Raw genomic sequence first — 15,390 nt, 5'->3', positions numbered from 1 at the left:
CTCAAAAATGGCGGCTCAGTTGCTCCAGCCGCCGTCGATGATCTGTACCGTGCCGGTGGTGTACGAACTGGCGTCGGAGGCCAGATACAGCGCCAACTGGGCGATCTCCTCGGTGGTGCCGATGCGCCCGATCGGCTGGCGGGCGACGAACGCCTGATACACCTCTTGCTCGCTGCGCCCCTGTTCGCGCGCCTGCTCATTGATGCGCTGGCGCAGCGACGGCGATTCCACCGTGCCGGGGCAAATGGCGTTGCAGCGGATGCCCCGGGTGACGTAATCCGCCGCCACCGAGCGCGTCAGGCCGACCACCGCCGCCTTGCTGGCGCCGTAGGCGAAGCGGTTCGGCACCCCTTTCACGCTCGAGGCCACCGAAGACATGTTGATGATCGAGCCTTTGCCACGCGCCAACATGCCCGGCAGGAAGGCGCGGATCATGCGAAACATCGCGGTCACGTTGAGATCGAGCGCGAACGCCCACTGATCCTCACTGCAATCGAGGATCGATCCGCTGTGCACCACGCCGGCACAGTTGAACAACACGTCGATCGGGCCGATCGCTTCCGCCGCCGCCGCGATGGCGGCCGGATCGGTGACGTTCAGCGCCAGCGCGCGGATCCCGGCGCAGCCTTGCAGGCGCTCGAGGTTGATGTCGCTGGCGATCACCTCGGCACCGGCGGCGGCGAACAGCCTGGCGGTGGTAAAACCGATCCCTTGCCCGGCGGCGGTGATCAGTACACGTTTCCCGGTTAAATCCATCTTGACTCCTCGGCCTAAAGGTCTAATGGTCAGGCCACTAAGGGCGATTAAAGGTCAGGCCTCTAACATGACAAAAGACGCTTTACGCGTTATCGTTGGGGGAAGAAGTTAATAAAACAGCCTTGAAATCACATTTCAATTAACCATTTTTTTACACTTGAATAACGATTACTCAAGCGCCTTGTCGCATAATTGTGCGCCAAATCACTGAACGCCGAATCGTCAAAGGTCAAAAATGCCGATTACCCGACTGGAAAACCCAAGGATTTACAGACAGATAGCCGACCAGCTCAAACGTCTTATCGAGAATAACGAATTTCCGCCTGGCAGCCGCCTGCCCTCGGAGCGCGATCTTGCCCAGCAGTTGCAGGTCAGCCGCGCGTCGGTACGCGAGGCGCTAATCGCGCTGGAAGTGATCGGCCTGGTGGACGTCAAGGTGGGCAACGGGGTGATCGTGCGTTCGCCAACGCCGCCGGCGGCGTCGCAGGAATCGGTGATGGCCCAGGCCGGCCGCAACCAGTGGGCGGAGATCGACGACGAACTGAATATCGAGCTGGATTTCAACGCCGAGCTGCCGCCGTTTTCACTGCTGCAAACCCGCCTGCTGATTGAACCGGAGACCGCCGCGCTGGCCGCGCGCCACGCCACCGACGAGGAGCTGGCGGGCATCCGCGCCGCCTATGAGCAGAACTGCCGCGATAACCGCGCCGGCTCCGCCACCCACCCCGGCGATCGGCTGTTCCACATCCGCATCGCCCAGGCCAGCGGCAACCCGGCTTACGCGTTCATCATCGGCCATCTGCTCGGCCACCGCTACGGCAGCATGTTCCGCGTGCTGCAGCGCCACTATACGCCGGACGACATGCCGCACCGCTCCGAGCTGGAACACCGGGCGATCCTGGCGGCGATCGAAGCGCGCGATGTGCGCGGCGCCCGCAAAGCGATGAAGGCGCACCTGGATGAAGTGATCGCCATTTTCGCCCGCGCGCAGTAAGCCGCCGGCGGTTAAAAAATTTTATCGCCACCGCTCTTTTTTCTACATGCAGCGGGGGGGCGGGCGCATTACACTGGGCGATGGATTACGCCCTTTCCCGCTGCATTGTTAAATGGATAACGACCGTTGAAGAACTCTGTCTCCGCTTTATTGCTGGCGCTGGGCCTGTGCGCCGCGCCGCTGGCCGTGCAGGCCGCGCCCCCGCAGCTGGCTTCGCAAATCGTCGACCAGTATGCCGAACATATTTTCTACAACAGCGGCGCCACCGGCATGGCGCTGGTGGTGATCGACGGCAATCAGGTGGTTAACCGCAGCTTCGGCGACACCAAGCCCGGCAACAACCTGCGCCCGCGCCCGGATTCGCTGATCCGCATCGCCTCGATCACCAAGCTGATGACCAGCGAAGTGATGGTGAAAATGGCGGCGGCAGGCCAGGTCAAGCTGACCGACCCGCTGCGCAAGTACGCTCCCAAGGGCGCCTATGTGCCGTCTTACAACGCCGGCCAGCCGATCACGTTATTAAACCTGGCGACCCACACCAGCGCGCTGCCGCGCGAGCAGCCGGGCAAAAAGCCGCCGAAAACGCCGGTGTTCACCTGGCCGACCAAGGCTCAGCGCTGGCAATGGCTGGCGCATGCCAACGTCACGGTGCCGCCGGGCGTGCGCGCCGCGTATTCCAACCTGGCGTACGATCTGCTGGCCGACGCGCTGTCGCGCGCCGCGGGCAAACCTTACAGCGCGCTGCTGAAAGAGAAAATCACCGCACCGCTCGGCATGGTCGACACCACGTTGACGCCGAGCCCCGAACAGTGCTCGCGCCTGATGGTGGCGGCGGCCGGCCCGAGCGCCTGTCGCGACACCACCGCCGCAGCCGGCAGCGGCGGCGTCTACTCCACCCCGCGCGACATGCAGCGCTGGATGCAGCAGTTCCTCTCCTCCAGCGCCAGCGGCCCGCGCAAAGCCACCGCCGCCAGCGAGCAAACCATGTACTTCCAGCGCCACGATCTGGTGTCGCTGAAGGGCATGGACGTGCCGGGGCAAGCGGATGCATTGGGATTGGGCTGGGTGTATATGGCGCCGAAGGACGGGCTGCCGGGCATCATTCAGAAGACCGGCGGCGGCGGTGGATTCATTACCTATATGGCGATGATCCCGGCGAAAAACGTCGGGGTGTTCGTGGTGGTGACCCGCTCGGAGCTGAGCAAGTTCACCAACATGAGCGATCCGGTCAACCGCCTGGTGAGCGATCTGGCGGCCAACAAGAGTTGAGATGAGGGGCGCAGCCTGCTGCGCCCCCACGCCTCAGGCCGGCACCGCCATCTGGTGGATCACCGAATGGAAGTTGCGCTTGAAGTAGATCAGGCCGTTGCCGGCTTCGCTCAGCGCGATCTGCTTGATCTGCACCAGGTACATCTGGTGGGTGCCGATGCTCTGGATCTGCTCGATCTCCCCTTCCAGGCTGGCCAGGGTATTGCGCAATACAGGCTGCCCCAACGCGCCGAGCTGCCACTCTTCCAGCCGGAAACGATCTTCCATGCTGACGCCGGTCATGCCGGCGAAGTGGCGCGCCATCAGTTCCTGTTCGTGGTTGAGCACGTTGACGCACAGCCTGCGGTTTTCCTGAAACACCGGGTTCATCGCGCTGTTGCGGTTGATGCACACCAGCAGCGTCGGCGGCGTATCGGTCACCGAGCACACCGCCGTGGCAGTGATGCCGCAGCGCCCCGCCGGGCCGTCGGTGGTGACGATATTCACCGCCGCCGACAGGCTGGCCATGGCATCACGAAAGCGCAACCGCTGTTCATTTTCCTGAGACATACAACCTCCTCCTGAATTACTTCAGCAGATTATCCAACTGATTAATATCGTCATTGTTCCGCAGGTGCGGCACCTTCCAGCCGTGCTGATCGTAATCGGCCAGGCACTTGTCGACCATCTGCATCATGCGATCCATGTTGCCGGATCCCTGCGCGTGGCGCAGGCACTGCAGGCGGATCTCATCCTGGCTGCCGGCGTAGTTGATCTCATACAGCTCGTGGCGCCCGCCGAACTCGCTGCCGATCGCATCCCACATCAGTTTGAGGATCTTGATGCGCTCGACGTGATCCATGCCGTCCGATCCGCGCACGTAGCGCGCCAGGTACTTGTCGATCTCCGGATTGTTCATGTCGCGCACGCTGGACGGCAGGTAGATCAGGCCGCTGGTGACGTTCTTCTCGATGATGTGTTTCACCTTGGTATAGGCCATCGGCGCCATCACGCGGTAGGTTTGCAGCGCGGCGGAATCCGGCAGGTAGGCGCCGTTTTCCCATTGCGTGGCTTCGGCGCACATCGCGTCGCTCAGCGACCAGAACAGGTTGCGCCAGGCCACCACTTCGCCCAGATCGGCCTGCACGCCGCGGAACTCCAGCACGCCGGTGCACGAGAGGCTCTTTTGCAGCAGCGCGGTGATGAAGTCCATCTTCACCGCCAGGCGCACGCAGGCCTGCAGCGGGAACAGCCGGGCGAAACCGCCCTGGGTGCTCCAGCGGCGACAGCGGTCGAAATCGCGGTAGATCAGCACGTTTTCCCACGGGATCAGCACATGATCCATGATCAGGATCGCGTCGTTCTCGTCGAAGCGGCTGGTCAGCGGGTAGTCGAACGGCGAACCGGTCGCGCCGGCCACCAGCTCGTAGGAGGCGCGCGAAATCAGCTTCACCCCTTCGGCGTCCATCGGCGCCACGAACATCAGCGCGAAGTCCGGGTTATCGCCCATTACCTGCGCCGAACCGAAGCCGATGAAGTTGTAGTGGGTCAACGCCGAGTTGGTGGCCACCACTTTGGCGCCGCTGACGATGATGCCGGCGTCAGTTTCTTTCTCCACCTGAATGTAAACGTCCTTCACCTCGTTGACCGGCTTGTGGCGATCGATCGGCGGGTTGACGATGGCGTGGTTGAAATAGAGCCCGGTTTCCTGAATGCGTTTGTACCAGTGGCGCGCGTTGTCGGCGAACTGGCCGTAGAACTCCGGGTAAGCGCCCAGCGCGCAGCCGAAGGCCGCCTTGTAGTCCGGCGTGCGCCCCATCCAGCCGTAGCTTTGGCGCGACCAGTCGGCGATGGCGTCGCGCTGCTGGCGCATCTCTTCCGGGCTGCGGGCATAGCGGAAGAATTTGTGGGTGTAGCCACCGTTGCCGGTGTCGGTGTTCCAGCACAGGCGATCCTGGCTGGCCGGATCGTGCAGCGCGTCGTACAGCTGGCCGACCGAGGCCGCCGCATTGCGGAACGCCGGGTGGGTGGTGACGTCTTTCACGCGCTCGCCGTAAATGTAGATTTCGCGGCTGTCCTGCAAACTTTTCAGGTATTCGGCGCCGGTGAACGGGCGTTTGCTGTCGGCACGAAAGTCTTCTGGTTTCATCGGGTCTTCCTCGTCATCGGCATTTTTCAGGCCGTGGAGTCGGCCATTTGTTAAAATAATGTTTTATTTTGGTTGCTTAATTGAAGCTGCCGAAGCCGGTTTCGAGAAGAGACTTTTGCGGCAATCGCCGGTACTTTTCAGGTCAGTTTGCCGCTTTCGCGGCAAACTGTGATCGCGGTTACGAAAGGGCGTGTTGCGCCGCGCGGTAGGTCGAGGGGGAACAACCTTCCAGCCGATTGAAAAACCGGGCGAAATAGGCCGGATCCTTGAAGCCGAGGCTGTAGGCGGTTTCATGCACCGTACAGGCGCTGAACAGCAGCATGCGTTTGGCCTCGCGCAGCAGCCGATCGAAGATCAGCCGTTTGGGCGGCCGGTTGGCGAAGCGCCGACACAGGTCGTTGAGCCGCGATTCGGTCACCCCCAACGCCTGCGCATACTCCGGCACCGGCAGGTGCTCGCGAAAACGCTCGTCCACCATCTTGTTGAAGCGCTGGAACAGCTGCAGTTCGCCGCGCACGCCGCTGTTGGCGCTGTCTTCCAGCGCGGTATTGCGCAACAGCAACGTGAACACCGCCTGCGCCAGCAGCGCCAGCGTCTGTTCGCGCCCGGCCAGGTTCTGCCCGAACTCGCGGCGGATCAGCGCCCAATAGTGGCTGAGCGCCGTCAGCTCCTGCGGCGCGTCGGCCAGCGACAGGCAAATGCCCGGCATGTCGAGCGCCAGGTTGCTGCCGGGGTACAGGCGCTCCAGCAGCGGCCAAATCAACTCCTGACGCACCGTCAGCACGTGGCCGTCGCTGTCCGGTTCGGTGAAGAACGCATGCGGCACCGACGGCGGCGTGAGGATGAACAGCGGCGCCTGCACCGAATAGTGCTGATCGTCGAGCTGCAGCTCTATCTTGCCGGTCTCCAGAAAATGCACCTGGAAGAAGCAGTCGTGCCAGTGCACCTGCATGTCGCGGCCAAAGAATGCCGCCAGCCCGGCGAAGGTTTCGTAGTGCACCTCGTCGGCGGCGTAGCGCGCGTCATACTCTTTGCAAATATCGATGTTGGCGATAAAACCGGTACTTTTCCGCACCTCATTACCTCCTGCAATCCTGCCTGTCTGCGTATCAAGGCGTCGCTCTCGGGCGCGAATCCTTCATCGGGATGCGCCACACCAGCACGGCGCCGACGATCAACAGCGCCGAAACGAAATACAGCCCGGAGTTGAAGCTGCCGGTCAGATCCTTGAACCAGCCGATCAGCAGCGGGCTGAGCGCCGATCCGATATTGCCGGTGGCATTGATCACCGCGATCCCTACCGCCCGCGCTTCCAGGCTGATCGACTGATCCGGCGTGGTCCAGAAGATCGCCATGGCGGTAAAGGAACCGACCGACGCCATCACGATCCCCAGCAGCTGGATCAGGCTGTGATCGGTGGCGGACGCCAGCAGCCAGCCGGCGGCGGCGAACAGGTACGGCAGCGCGGTGTGATGCTTGCGCTCCTGCAGCCGGTCGGATCGTTTGCTCCACCACACCATGCCGGCGATGGTGCAGATCTGCGGGATCGCCGCCAGGATGCCGATCGTCACGTTGCTGCTGCCCTGGTTAAAGCTCTGCAGGATCTGCGGTGTCCAGATATTGATCGCGCTCAGGGTGTTGGTCAGGCAGAAATAGGCCAGCGTGTACATCAGCACGATCGGCGTGCAGATCTCGCGCCACAGGCTGCGCTGCTGCAGCGCGCGGTGGCTGCTCGGCCCGTTGGGTTGCACCAGCTGCAGCTTGTCGGCCTCCATCATCGCCTTCAGGCTGGCTTTCTCCTCGTCGGTCAGCCACTTGGCCTTGGCCGGGGTGTCGTCGAGGTAGAACCACACCACCACGCCCAGCAGCACCGACGGAATGCCTTCCAGCAGGAACAGCCACTGCCAGCCCTTCAGGTTCATCACCCCGTCCAGCGCCAGGATATAGCCGGAGACCAACGAGCCGATCGCCATGGTCACCGGCATGGCGATCATGAACAAGGCGTTGGCGCGGGCGCGGTAGAACGCCGGGAACCAGTAGGTGAGGTACACCAGAATGCCCGGCAGGAAGCCGGCCTCGGTGATGCCGACGATCATGCGCAGCACGTACAGGCTGGTCGGCCCGGTGGCGAACATGGTGCAGGTGGAGGCGATGCCCCACAGCACCATGATGGTGGCGATCCAGCGCCGCGCGCCGACCCGGCTCAGCATCATGTTGCTGGGAATGCCGAAGATCACGTAGGTGACATAGAACAACGTCGCCGCCAGCCCGAACATGGTCGAGCTGAGGCCGAGATCTTTGCCCATCGTCAACCCGGCGAAGCCGATGTTGATGCGATCGAGGAAAGAGAAAACAAACAGCACGAACAGGAAAATAATCAGGCGCCGAAACAACTTTTTAATCACCGATTGCTCGGCGGCGGTTAACGCTTTATGTTGCTGCGCCGGGTTGGCCGGCGGCAGCGAATCGACGTGGTTCATGGTTCAATAGACTCCCGATGAAGGCGCTTGCGCCCCGCCCTGTTTGAACTCGTCCGCCAAGGCTTCCGCCGCCCGCGCCAGCAGGGTGGTATCCACTCCTACCGCGACGAACAGCGCGCCGGCTTCCAGATAGCGCTGCGCCAGCGCCTTGTTGGCCATCAGAATGCCCGGCGCCTTGCCGGCGGCGCGGATGCGCGCGATGGCGTCGTCGATGGTGCGCTGCACCTCCGGGTGCTGCGGATTGCCGGCGAAGCCCATGTCGGCGCTGAGATCCGCCGGGCCAATGAACACGCCGTCCACTCCCTCCACCTGCAGGATCGCATCCAGGTTTTTCACCGCCTCGCGGGTTTCAATCTGCACCAGCACGCACATCTGCTCGTCGGCCTGCTGCAGGTAATCGGGCACCCGGTTCCAGCGCGAAGCGCGCGCCAGGGCGCTGCCGACGCCGCGCACGCCATGCGGCGGATAGCGCGTGGCGCGCACCGCGTCGCGCGCCTGTTCGGCATTCTGAATCATCGGGATCAATAAGGTTTGCGCGCCGACGTCCAGCAGTTGCTTGATGATCACCGCGTCGTTCCACGGCGGCCGCACCACCGGCTGGCTGGGGTAAGGGGCGACCGCCTGCAGCTGCCCCAGCACCGTCTGCACGTTGTTGGGCGCATGTTCGCCGTCGATCAGCAGCCAGTCGAAACCGGCGCCGGCCAGCAGCTCGGCGCTGTAGCTGCTGCACAGCCCGAGCCACAGCCCGATCTGCGGGCGTTTTTCCTGCAGCGCTCGCTTGAAGTGGTTGGTTAACATCGCATTCTCCCTGACAAGCGGACGCGGCGCTTGGCCCCGCCCGGTTATTGCGGCTCGGTTCGCCGAGCCTGCTTATTAGACGAAGCGGCAGCTGATGCAGCCCATCGGGCCGTAATCGACGTGGAAAGTATCGCCGCGCCGCGCCGGCACCGGCCGGGTGAAGGAACCGCCGAGGATCACCTGCCCCGCTTCCAGCTCCACCTCATACGGCGCCAGCTTGTTGGCCAGCCAGGCCACGCCGTTGGCCGGGTGGTTGAGCACCGCCGCCGCCACGCCGGACTCTTCAATCACGCCGTTGCGGTACAGCAGCGCAGAGATCCAGCGCAGATCCAGCGCATCCGGCTTGATCGGCCGCCCGCCCATCACCACCCCAGCGTTGGCGGCGTTGTCGGAGATGGTGTCGAACACCTTGCGCGGCCGCTGCGTCTCGGGATCGACGTTGTGGCTGCGCGCGTCGATGATCTCCAGCGCCGGAATGACGTAGTCGGTGGCGTTGTAGACGTCGAACAGCGTGCAGTTCGGCCCGCGCAGCGGCTTGGCCAGCACGAACGCCAGCTCCACTTCCACCCGCGGCACGATAAAGCGATCGATCGGAATGTCGCTGCCGTCGTTGAAGAACATGTCGTCCAGCAGCGCGCCGTAATCCGGCTCGGTGATCTGCGAGCTCACCTGCATGGCGCGCGAGGTCAGGCCGATCTTGTGGCCTTTGAGCGTGCGCCCCTCGGCGATCTTCAGTTCTACCCACTGCCGCTGAATGGCATAGGCGTCTTCAATGGTGATCTCGGGATGATCGAGCGACAGCGCGCGGATCTGCTCACGGCTCTTTTCCGCCTGATGCAGACGCTGCACGGCGCGGTTAACCTGCTCTTTATCCAGCATTTACGACCCCTTATTCACGCCTTATTGAACAGCGCGTGGACATTGTTCTGTTTGTAATTCAGCACCGGATCCAGCTCTTCCATGGTGAAAGAGAGCGCCAGGTAACGCTGCGCCATCAGCGCGGCGAAGTGTTCCTTGATCAGCGCAAACAGCATCTCGCCCACCTGCTGACGGCTTTCCAGACTGCGGCCGTGGCCGATCTTCAGCGTCATGTGCACGAAGGCGTAATCCTGCTTGCCGTCGGCCATTTGCCAGGTATCGAGCCAGATGGCGCGGCTGCGCACGCCGGCCAGCGGGAAGATGCCGGTCGCCGCCAGCGCCTCGTTGACCTTGGCGAACAGGGTGGGCAAATCCGCCTCGCGGCGGATGTTGTCGGTACATTCAGCGTAAAAATGGGGCATAGCGTTCTCCAGACGGCGCATAGGCGCGGGCGAGGCCCGCGCAGCGGCATTTACAGCGTATTGCCAAGTTTGAAACCTTTTTCCGTATCGCCCTCGCGGGTATAGGAAAAACCGTCTGCGCCGATGGTGACGGCCATTTCGCTGGGCGCGCTGCGTTCGATGACCGGCTGCGGCTGCCCATCGAGATCCAACACCAGCGATCCTTCGGTGTACCAGCTCGGCACCACCGGATTGCCCCACCAGTCGCGGCGCTGGTTGTCATGCACGTCCCAGGTCACGGTCGGGTTGTCCGGATCGCCGGTGTAGTAATCCTGCGTGTAGATTTCCACGCGGTGGCCATCGGGATCGCGCAGGTAGAGATAGAACGCGTTGGAGACGCCGTGACGGCCAGGGCCGCGTTCGATCAAATCGGATTTGCGCAGCGCGCCGAGCTTGTCGCAGATGGCCAAAATGTTGTGTTTTTCATGGGTGGCGAAGGCGATGTGGTGCATGCGCGGCCCGGCGCCGCCGGTCATCGCGGTATCGTGCACCGTCGCCTTGCGGCGCATCCAGGCGGCGTAAACCACGCCGTCTTCATCGCGGATGTCTTCCGTCACGCGGAAACCCAGCCCCTGGATATATTCCACGGCGCGCGGCACATCAGGGGTGATTTGGTTAAAGTGGTCGAGGCGCACCAACGCGCCCGGCGTATACAGATCGTAACGCCAGGCCAGACGCTCGACGTGCTGCACATCGTAGAAAAACTCATACGGGAAACCGAGCGGATCTTCTACCCGCACCGCATCGCCGATGCCTTTGGCGAACCCGTTCACCCGCCGCTCGGTGCGGCAGCCAAGCGCCTTGAAATACGCTTCGGCGCGATCGACGTCTTCCGGCGTGCGCACGCGGAAAGCAAACGCCGCCACGGCGGCGACCGGGCCTTCGCGCAGCACCAGGTTATGATGAATGAACTCCTCCATCGAACGCAGGTAGAGGGTTTTGTCATCTTCGGCGGTTACGACCAGGCCGAGGATATCGACGTAAAATTCGCGTGCGGCTTTAAGGTTCGTGACCTGAATCTCCATGTAGGCACAGCGCACGACGTCGGGAGCAGGGACAGCATTAGTGGTCAGTTTTGTCGTCATTGTTCTCATCTCTTTCGTTATTATTGTGGCCTGAGGCTCAGACGCCCCATTTCGGGATCGGGTGGTCGCCCATGGAAATGCACACGTTCTTCATTTCAGCGAACACTTCGAAGCTGTATTCGCCGCCTTCGCGGCCGGTGCCGGAGGCTTTCACGCCGCCGAACGGTTGGCGCAGATCGCGCACGTTTTGGGTGTTGACGAAAACCATGCCCGCTTCGATGCCGCGGGCCAGGCGCAGAACCTTGCTCACATCCTGCGTCCAGATGTACGACGCCAGGCCGTACTCCACGTCGTTGGCCATGCGCAGGCCGTCTTCTTCTGATTTGAACGGCAGCAGGCAGGCCACCGGCCCGAAGATCTCCTCCTGCGCCACGCGCATCCGGTTGTCGACATCCGCCAGCACCGTCGGGCGCAGGAAGTTGCCGTGGCTCAAACCGGCCGGTTTATCCGGACCGCCGGCCAGCAGGGTCGCCCCTTCCTCCACCCCGAGGCGGATATAGCCGGAAACTTTTTCCCAGTGCTGCGGGCTGATCAGCGCCCCCACCTGGGTGTTGGGATCTTGCGGATCGCCGACGCGCAGACGGTTGGCACGCTCTGCGAAACGTTTGACGAATTCCGGGTAGATGCTCTCCTGAATGAAGATGCGCGAACCGGCGGTGCAGCGTTCGCCGTTGATCGAGAAGATGGTGAACAGCGCGGCGTCGAGCGCCCGCTCGATGTCGGCGTCTTCAAAGATCAGCACCGGCGACTTGCCGCCCAGTTCCATGGAGAATTTCTTCAGCCCGGCGCTTTCGATGATGCGGCGGCCGGTGGCGGTGCCGCCGGTGAACGAAACCGCACGCACGTCTTTATGGCGCACCAATGCGTCGCCGGCGGTGGCGCCGTAGCCCTGCACCACGTTCAGCACCCCGGCCGGAATACCGGCCTCCAGCGCCAGCTCGCCCAGGCGATCGGCGCTCAGCGGCGACAGTTCGGACATTTTCAGCACCGCGGTGTTACCCAGCGCCAGGCAAGGCGCAGTTTTCCAGGTGGCGGTCATGAACGGCACGTTCCACGGCGACACCAGCGCGCAGACCCCCACCGGCTGCACCAGCGTGTAGTTGAGCATCTTGTCGTCCACCGGGTAGGTCTTGCCGTTCATCTGCTGGCACACCTCGGCGAAGAATTCGAAGTTGTGCGAGGCGCGCGGGATCAGCACGTTTTTGGTCTGATGGATCGGCAGACCTGTGTCGGCGGTTTCCATTTCGGCGATCTGCGGCACGTTCTGGTCGATCAGTTCACCCAAACGGCGCATCAGGCGCGCGCGCTCTTTCATCGGCGTATTCGCCCACTTGGGGAACGCCTCTTTCGCGGCCGCCACCGCCTGGTCGATCTCCAGCTGGCCGCCGGAGGCCACTTCCGCCAGCACCTCGCCGTTCGCCGGGTTGGTGGTGGTGAAATACTCTTTGCTGGCGACGTTCTTGCCGTTGATCCAGTGGTTGATGGTTTTCATCGCAGGCTCTCCTCGTAATCTTTTTCACTGATAATGTGGTTAACCAAACGGCCGATGCCTTCGATCTCCACCACCACTTCGTCGCCCGGCCGCACGTCGGCCAGCCCTTTCGGCGTGCCGGTGGCGATCATGTCGCCCGGCTGCAGCGTCATGAATTCGCTCAGGTAGGCGATCAGGAACGGAATGTCGAAAATCATGTCGGCGGTACTGCCGCGCTGGCGCAGCTCGCCGTTGACGTAGGTGCTGAGCGCCAGCCGGTGCGGATCGGCGACGTCGTCGCGATCGACGATGTACGGCCCGATCGGCGTCAGGGTATCTCGGCTCTTCACCCGCAGATTCGGCCGGTAGTAGTTTTCCAGGTAGTCGCGGATGGCGTAGTCGTTGCACAGGGTGTAACCCGCCACATACTCCATGGCGTGCTCGCGGCTGACGTTGCGTGCGGTCTTGCCGATCACCGCCACCAGCTCGGCTTCGTAATGCATGTACTCCACGTCGGCCGGACGCACCGATACCTGACGATGGCCGGTCAGAGTGTTCGGCGCCTTGAGGAACACCAGCGGCTCTTCCGGCGCCTTGAATTCCAGCTCGCTGGCGTGGTCGGCATAGTTCAGCCCCAGGGCGAACACCGTGCCCTGCGCCGGCGGCAGCCATTCCACTTCGCGCTCCTGCAGCACCTCGCCGTTCGGCAACGTGACGCGCAGCTGGTCGTCCACCTGAACGTTGACGATCTGGCCATGATGGCGAATACGGGCATGTTTCATGATGCGGCTCCTGCCTGGGTGACGCGGTTGCTCAAAGTGGGCAGGCCGGCGGCGCGCACCGTCACCTCATCCCCCGGTTTGATCTCTACCCGCTGGTGCGGGGTGCCGATCAGCACCGCATCGCCCGGCTGCAGGGTGATGAAATCGCTGATGGCGGCGATCAGCTCCGGCACCGAGCGCACCAGCTCGGCGGTGGACCAACGATCCTGCTCCACGCCGTTGATCTCGGTGACGATCTCCAGCCGATCGGCATTCTCCAGTTGGCCTATCTCTCCCAGCGGGCAGAAGCCGTCGCGGCATTTGGCCTTGATCGCCGGGCGATAGAAGCTGCTCTCCGGCAGGCTGACGTCGTTGGCCAACGCGTAACCGGCCAGATAACGGCTCACCTGCGCCGCCGGCACCTTGCGCGCGGTGTCGCCGATGATCACCGCCAGCGTGCCGCCGCTCTGCACGGTTTCACCGGCCGGAAACGGGATCGCCCCGCCGTTGGCGAGGTGGGTATTGCGCGGTTTGATAAACCACACCGGGGTTTTGGGCGGGGTCTGGTACGGCGGCTGGTGAAACGCCTGATCCCAGGCGTCCAGTTGGCTGCGGTGGTTCAGCGCAACGGAAAATACGGTGCCTTTCATGCGAACTCCTCCAATGGCAAAACATGACAACCGGCATTCATTAATATATTAATGATTACTTTTATACGCTGTGCAGCTTTTACGCAACGCGCTTGGAATGATTTGTGATCGTGATAACAAAATATTCACAAACAACAAACATTGGCGTGATTATTCAACGCATTAATCATTTTTCTCGCCATTTTTCGCTGCGCCACGCATTTTTGCTTTATCCCTGCGGGTAACTTTGGCTACTATTAAGTTATTAACAAATCGGGCTTTGCGGGGCAGGCGCCCCCATAACGAGCGCCGTAACAGCGAACACCTTGATAGCTAAGGCCAAACTTATGCATGAATCGTTAACCATCGCTCTGCTGCAGGCGCGTGAAACCGCCATGGGGTTCTTCCGCCCGATCCTGAAGAGCCACAACCTGACCGAACAGCAGTGGCGCATCATCCGCGTGCTGGCCAACAGCCGCTCGATCGAATTCCACGAGCTGGCGGCGGAAACCTGTATCCTGCGCCCCAGCCTGACCGGCATTCTGTCGCGCATGGAGCGTGATAAGCTGATCTTCCGCCTCAAGCCGGTCAACGATCAGCGCAAGCTGTACGTGTCGCTGACCCAGCAGGGTCAGGATCTGTATGAAGTGGCGCGCCACCAGGTGGAACAGGGCTACGCCGAGATTGAAGCCGCTTTCTCGCGGCAGAAAATGGACCAGCTGATGACGTTGCTGGACGAGCTGATCACCCTGGGCGACAGCCTGCCCGCCAACGTCACCGCGCATCCCGCCAAGCAGTGATTTAACCCAGCGGAATTCTCACATTAATTGGCGTTGCAGCCAGGCGGCCAAGGCGTAAATCCCCAGTCGCTTACTCAAGTAAGCGACTGGGGTGCGTGGCTGCGTCAAGCAAGCGGAGCATTCGTTTCCGGCAACAGCGCGCCGCCGTCCACCACCAGCGTCTGGCCGGTGATATAGGCCGCCGCCGGCGAGGCGAGAAACACCATCGCCGCGGCGATGTCTTCCGGTTCCCCCAGCCGCCCGAGCGGCACCGCGGCGGCGATCGCCTGATTCACCTGCGCGTCGCCCAGGTTGGCCATCGCCGGCGTGCGGATCATCCCCGGCTCCACGCCGTTGACGCGAATGTTCTCCGCCGCCAGCTCCAGCGCCGCCGCGCGAATAAACCCGTTCACCCCGGCCTTGGAAGCGGCGTAGTGCGCCAGCCCCGGGTAGGCCACCCGCGGGCCGGTCACCGACGAGGTCACCAGCAGGCTGCCGCCGCCGGCGCGGCGCATCCATGGCAGCGCCGCCTGCGCCAGAAAGAACGGCGCCATCAGATTGACGCTCAGCGTGCGTTGCAGCAGGGCCGCGTCGATGGCGGCGAACGGCGTCAGCGGAAAATAGGCGGCGTTGTGGATCACCACGTCCAGCCGTTGGTGCCGCTCGCCCACCGCCGCCACCAGCTCGGCGACCTGCCCCGGCTCGGCCAGATCGCAAGCCAGCGCCTGCACGCTCAGCCCTGTGTCCCGCAGCATTTGCGCCGCCGCCTGCGCCTGCGGCAGCTGCACGTCCGCGATCGTCACCTCGGCGCCCAGCCGGGCGAAGGCACTGACGATCGCCAGCCCAATGCCCTGCGCGCCGCCGGTCACCAGCACCGCCTGCCCGGCGAACGCGTCGGCCGCATAGGTTGCGCTCATCGGC

Annotated in this window: 16 protein-coding genes; 3 read left to right on the top strand and 13 right to left on the bottom strand. The window is 62.9% G+C overall.

Annotation, left to right across the window (positions count from 1 at the left end; genetic code table 11):
• Positions 1-15: 15 nt before the first annotated feature.
• On the bottom strand, positions 16-756 hold the full coding sequence (locus ACJ8PN_RS12150) for an SDR family oxidoreductase (protein WP_442534970.1): 741 nt from the start codon (positions 754-756) through the stop codon (positions 16-18).
• A 235-nt stretch (positions 757-991) separates the two neighbouring features.
• Here ACJ8PN_RS12150 and ACJ8PN_RS12145 point away from each other — a divergent pair, with 235 nt between their 5' ends.
• Both ACJ8PN_RS12145 and ampH read left to right on the top strand, forming a co-directional pair.
• The gene (locus ACJ8PN_RS12145; RefSeq protein ID WP_131165188.1) at positions 992-1,750 is read left to right on the top strand and encodes a FadR/GntR family transcriptional regulator; all 759 of its coding nucleotides are present in this window, start codon (positions 992-994) and stop codon (positions 1,748-1,750) included.
• 126 nt (positions 1,751-1,876) lie between these two features.
• Positions 1,877-3,019 (top strand): D-alanyl-D-alanine-carboxypeptidase/endopeptidase AmpH, encoded by a 1,143-nt coding sequence (gene ampH / locus ACJ8PN_RS12140; RefSeq protein WP_015376541.1) that lies wholly within the window; start codon positions 1,877-1,879, stop codon positions 3,017-3,019.
• 33 nt (positions 3,020-3,052) lie between these two features.
• Here the strand turns inward: ampH and hpaC are convergent, their stop codons facing one another.
• The 11 genes from hpaC to ACJ8PN_RS12085 form a co-directional block, all read right to left on the bottom strand.
• Complete coding sequence (hpaC, locus tag ACJ8PN_RS12135; RefSeq protein WP_004933156.1) at positions 3,053-3,568, bottom strand: 4-hydroxyphenylacetate 3-monooxygenase, reductase component; 516 nt, start codon at positions 3,566-3,568, stop codon at positions 3,053-3,055.
• A gap of 16 nt (positions 3,569-3,584) precedes the next feature.
• Positions 3,585-5,147, bottom strand: a complete 1,563-nt coding sequence (gene hpaB / locus ACJ8PN_RS12130) for a 4-hydroxyphenylacetate 3-monooxygenase, oxygenase component (protein ID WP_004933158.1) — start codon at positions 5,145-5,147, stop codon at positions 3,585-3,587.
• A gap of 178 nt (positions 5,148-5,325) precedes the next feature.
• On the bottom strand, positions 5,326-6,222 hold the full coding sequence (gene hpaA / locus ACJ8PN_RS12125; protein WP_038878427.1) for a 4-hydroxyphenylacetate catabolism regulatory protein HpaA: 897 nt from the start codon (positions 6,220-6,222) through the stop codon (positions 5,326-5,328).
• Positions 6,223-6,256: 34 nt separating this feature from the next.
• Entirely contained in the window at positions 6,257-7,627 is a 1,371-nt protein-coding gene (gene hpaX / locus ACJ8PN_RS12120) for a 4-hydroxyphenylacetate permease (protein WP_043136113.1), read from the bottom strand.
• 3 nt (positions 7,628-7,630) lie between these two features.
• Positions 7,631-8,425 carry a 4-hydroxy-2-oxoheptanedioate aldolase gene (gene hpaI, locus ACJ8PN_RS12115; RefSeq protein WP_033631724.1) on the bottom strand — a complete coding sequence of 265 codons (795 nt, stop codon included), beginning with the start codon at positions 8,423-8,425 and terminating at the stop codon, positions 7,631-7,633.
• 75 nt (positions 8,426-8,500) lie between these two features.
• Entirely contained in the window at positions 8,501-9,304 is an 804-nt protein-coding gene (gene hpaH / locus ACJ8PN_RS12110) for a 2-oxo-hept-4-ene-1,7-dioate hydratase (RefSeq protein ID WP_004933170.1), read from the bottom strand.
• Positions 9,305-9,318: 14 nt separating this feature from the next.
• Entirely contained in the window at positions 9,319-9,705 is a 387-nt protein-coding gene (locus ACJ8PN_RS12105) for a 5-carboxymethyl-2-hydroxymuconate Delta-isomerase (RefSeq protein ID WP_004933172.1), read from the bottom strand.
• 50 nt (positions 9,706-9,755) lie between these two features.
• The gene (hpaD, locus tag ACJ8PN_RS12100; RefSeq protein WP_004933173.1) at positions 9,756-10,829 is read right to left on the bottom strand and encodes a 3,4-dihydroxyphenylacetate 2,3-dioxygenase; all 1,074 of its coding nucleotides are present in this window, start codon (positions 10,827-10,829) and stop codon (positions 9,756-9,758) included.
• Between the two features lie 37 nt (positions 10,830-10,866).
• Positions 10,867-12,321 (bottom strand): 5-carboxymethyl-2-hydroxymuconate semialdehyde dehydrogenase, encoded by a 1,455-nt coding sequence (hpaE, locus tag ACJ8PN_RS12095; RefSeq protein WP_033631722.1) that lies wholly within the window; start codon positions 12,319-12,321, stop codon positions 10,867-10,869.
• Positions 12,318-13,082: a fumarylacetoacetate hydrolase family protein gene (locus ACJ8PN_RS12090; RefSeq protein WP_160125723.1), complete on the bottom strand. Its 765-nt coding sequence runs from the start codon at positions 13,080-13,082 to the stop codon at positions 12,318-12,320. The genes hpaE and ACJ8PN_RS12090 overlap by 4 nt, the downstream gene beginning before the upstream one ends.
• Entirely contained in the window at positions 13,079-13,711 is a 633-nt protein-coding gene (locus ACJ8PN_RS12085; RefSeq protein ID WP_351107462.1) for a fumarylacetoacetate hydrolase family protein, read from the bottom strand. The genes ACJ8PN_RS12090 and ACJ8PN_RS12085 overlap by 4 nt, the downstream gene beginning before the upstream one ends.
• A 326-nt stretch (positions 13,712-14,037) precedes the next feature.
• Between ACJ8PN_RS12085 and hpaR the strand changes: the two genes are divergently transcribed.
• Positions 14,038-14,490 carry a homoprotocatechuate degradation operon regulator HpaR gene (gene hpaR / locus ACJ8PN_RS12080; protein ID WP_004933183.1) on the top strand — a complete coding sequence of 151 codons (453 nt, stop codon included), beginning with the start codon at positions 14,038-14,040 and terminating at the stop codon, positions 14,488-14,490.
• Positions 14,491-14,594: 104 nt separating this feature from the next.
• On the opposite strand, the gene ACJ8PN_RS12075 is transcribed toward hpaR, so the two are convergent.
• On the bottom strand, positions 14,595-15,386 hold the full coding sequence (locus tag ACJ8PN_RS12075; RefSeq protein WP_351107465.1) for an SDR family oxidoreductase: 792 nt from the start codon (positions 15,384-15,386) through the stop codon (positions 14,595-14,597).
• Positions 15,387-15,390: the final 4 nt, after the last annotated feature.

Origin of the sequence: Serratia sp. CY76391 (assembly GCF_052166695.1) — a bacterium.
GTDB classification, from domain to species: Bacteria; Pseudomonadota; Gammaproteobacteria; order Enterobacterales; family Enterobacteriaceae; genus Serratia; species Serratia nematodiphila.
This window is presented reverse-complemented; position numbering and strand designations above follow the sequence as displayed.

Bases quoted from the DNA above. Each gene is read 5' to 3' on its own strand.
- ACJ8PN_RS12150 (WP_442534970.1), bottom strand. From the start codon at position 756: ATGGATTTAACCGGGAAACGTGTACTGATCACCGCCGCCGGGCAAGGG.
- ACJ8PN_RS12090 (WP_160125723.1), bottom strand. From the start codon at position 13,082: ATGAAACATGCCCGTATTCGCCATCATGGCCAGATCGTCAACGTTCAG.
- hpaE (WP_033631722.1), bottom strand. From the start codon at position 12,321: ATGAAAACCATCAACCACTGGATCAACGGCAAGAACGTCGCCAGCAAA.
- hpaD (WP_004933173.1), bottom strand. From the start codon at position 10,829: ATGACGACAAAACTGACCACTAATGCTGTCCCTGCTCCCGACGTCGTG.
- ACJ8PN_RS12075 (WP_351107465.1), bottom strand. From the start codon at position 15,386: ATGAGCGCAACCTATGCGGCCGACGCGTTCGCCGGGCAGGCGGTGCTG.
- ACJ8PN_RS12085 (WP_351107462.1), bottom strand. From the start codon at position 13,711: ATGAAAGGCACCGTATTTTCCGTTGCGCTGAACCACCGCAGCCAACTG.
- hpaX (WP_043136113.1), bottom strand. From the start codon at position 7,627: ATGAACCACGTCGATTCGCTGCCGCCGGCCAACCCGGCGCAGCAACAT.
- ACJ8PN_RS12105 (WP_004933172.1), bottom strand. From the start codon at position 9,705: ATGCCCCATTTTTACGCTGAATGTACCGACAACATCCGCCGCGAGGCG.
- ACJ8PN_RS12145 (WP_131165188.1), top strand. From the start codon at position 992: ATGCCGATTACCCGACTGGAAAACCCAAGGATTTACAGACAGATAGCC.
- hpaR (WP_004933183.1), top strand. From the start codon at position 14,038: ATGCATGAATCGTTAACCATCGCTCTGCTGCAGGCGCGTGAAACCGCC.
- hpaB (WP_004933158.1), bottom strand. From the start codon at position 5,147: ATGAAACCAGAAGACTTTCGTGCCGACAGCAAACGCCCGTTCACCGGC.
- hpaC (WP_004933156.1), bottom strand. From the start codon at position 3,568: ATGTCTCAGGAAAATGAACAGCGGTTGCGCTTTCGTGATGCCATGGCC.
- hpaH (WP_004933170.1), bottom strand. From the start codon at position 9,304: ATGCTGGATAAAGAGCAGGTTAACCGCGCCGTGCAGCGTCTGCATCAG.
- hpaI (WP_033631724.1), bottom strand. From the start codon at position 8,425: ATGTTAACCAACCACTTCAAGCGAGCGCTGCAGGAAAAACGCCCGCAG.